The following is a 2,045-nucleotide window of genomic DNA, read 5'->3' as shown; positions in this document are numbered from 1 at the left end:
CAATAAGTTGGAGTCATTACCGGCTTTATTGAAGCCTACGCCGGTAGAGGAGGCCCGTACCAATCATTGAATCACGCCTTACTCTCGCGGCCAGTTGTTCTTCGTTCAGGTTCTCCGTACCAGCCGGGCGTTGCGGCAGTACGAAATAGCAAATTTCGGCATTACTGTCCCAAACGCGAATTTCTTTCTCCGGTGGAAGCTCAGTACCGAACTTCTTCAGCACGCCTCTTGGATCAATCACCACACGGGAGCGGTACTGTGCAGATTTAAACCAGATTGGCGGCAATCCCAGAACCGGCCACGGATAGCAGGAGCACAGCGTACAAACAACGATGTTATGTACCGCATCACTGTTTTCGAGGACGTGAATGACTGCGCCTTCGGCACCTGAAAAAACCATCTCGCTGATGGCAGCCGTGCCATCTTCAAGCAGCTTTTTTTAAATTCGGCATCAAGCCAGGCGCGCGCCACGACACTGGCACCGTTACGGGGACCGATCTTGTTTTCAAAATAGTCCACGATGGCGTCTGAAGTTTCTGGATCGAGCTGACCTTTCTCCGTCAGGAATGACTGAATCGCCCGCACTTTGATGGCATTTTCGGAAGGTAAGACATCATGATTTGATATGCTGACTCCACTGTAAGTGATTCATAACTGATTGCTCCAGCCTGTTGGCTGGAGCAAAGAAAATTAAAGGGCGGGATGAGTGCGATGCCAGTCAGTAACCTGCTGCCACGCCCAGCCAGACTGTATCAATGCGGTTTCGCCAAAATGTGGTGCAACAAGCTGGAAGGCGATTGGTGCGCCTGCAGCAGTACGCCCGCAGGGCAATGTCAGAGTTGGGTGGCAGGTCAAATCAAAAACGCTGGTGTAACGCAGCACACCACTGAACAGTGTTTCGTCCTGACCAAACATGCTCATGAGGACTTTTACATGATAAAGCAAATGCGCCAGCAGGGTGCGTATATTGTTGATATTGCCACTCAGGTTGGTTGCTCTGAGCGGACTGTCAGACGGTACCTGAAATACCCGGAACCTCCGGCCAGAAAAACACGCCACAAAATGGCCAAACTCAGGCCGTTCATGGACTATATCGACATGCGTCTGGCTGAGAATGTCTGGAACGGCGAGGTCATCCTCGCGGAAATCAAAGCGATGGGTTATACCGGCGGACGCTCCATGTTGCGTTACTACATCCAGCCAAAACGTAAGATGCGGCCATCGAAGAAAACGGTTCGCTTCGAAACTCAGCCCGGTTACCAGCTCCAGCATGACTGGGGAGAAGTTGAGGCTGAGGTTGCCGGGCAACGATGCAGGGTTAACTTCGCGGTTAACACGCTGGGGTTCTCACGTCGCTTCCATGTCTTCGCGGCACCAAAGCAGGATGCTGAACATACCTATGAGTCACTGGTCCGCGCCTTCCGCTACTTCGGCGGCAGCGTGAAAACCGTGCTGGTCGATAATCAGAAAGCCGCAGTGCTGAAAAATAACAACGGGAAGATGGTGTTCAACTCCGGGTTCCTGCTGCTGGCCGATCACTATGGCTTCCTGCCACGGGCATGCCGTCCACGAAGGGCCAGAACCAAAGGTAAGGTGGAGCGGATGGTGAAATACCTCAAGGAGAACTTCTTCGTCCGGTACCGCCGGTTCGACAGCTTCGCCCAGGTTAATCAGCTACTGGAGCAGTGGATGGCTGACGATGCCGACAGGCGAGAACTTCGCCAGTTCAGGCAGACACCGGAACAGCGCTTCACGCAGGAACAGGAGCATCTGCAGCCGTTGCCGGATACGGACTTCGATACCAGCTACTTCGATATCCGTCATGTCTCCTGGGATGGCTATATCGAGGTTGGCGGAAACCGTTACAGCGTGCCGGAAAGCCTGTGTGGCCAGCCGGTATCAATACGGATCTCGCTGGATGATGAACTGCGGATCTACAGTAATGAGCAGCAGATGGCATCGCACCGTCTCTGTTCGGCTGCATCCGGCTGGCAGACCGTGCCGGAGCATCACGCCCCGCTCTGGCAGCAGGTCAGTCAGGTGGA

1 protein-coding gene and 1 pseudogene are annotated in these 2,045 nt (G+C 53.9%); one reads left to right on the top strand and one right to left on the bottom strand.

Features of this window, described 5'->3' with window-relative positions; genetic code table 11:
* Positions 1-25: 25 nt before the first annotated feature.
* Positions 26-585, bottom strand: a pseudogene (nthA, locus tag BEI65_RS24290) (nitrile hydratase subunit alpha).
* A 348-nt stretch (positions 586-933) separates the two neighbouring features.
* Here nthA and istA point away from each other — a divergent pair.
* Positions 934-2,045: IS21 family transposase (gene istA, locus BEI65_RS24285; RefSeq protein WP_099065437.1), on the top strand; the 1,112-nt coding region annotated here is incomplete at its 3' end.

Source organism: Serratia sp. BW106 (genome assembly GCF_002607755.1).
GTDB classification, from domain to species: Bacteria; Pseudomonadota; Gammaproteobacteria; order Enterobacterales; family Enterobacteriaceae; genus Serratia; species Serratia proteamaculans.
This window is presented reverse-complemented; position numbering and strand designations above follow the sequence as displayed.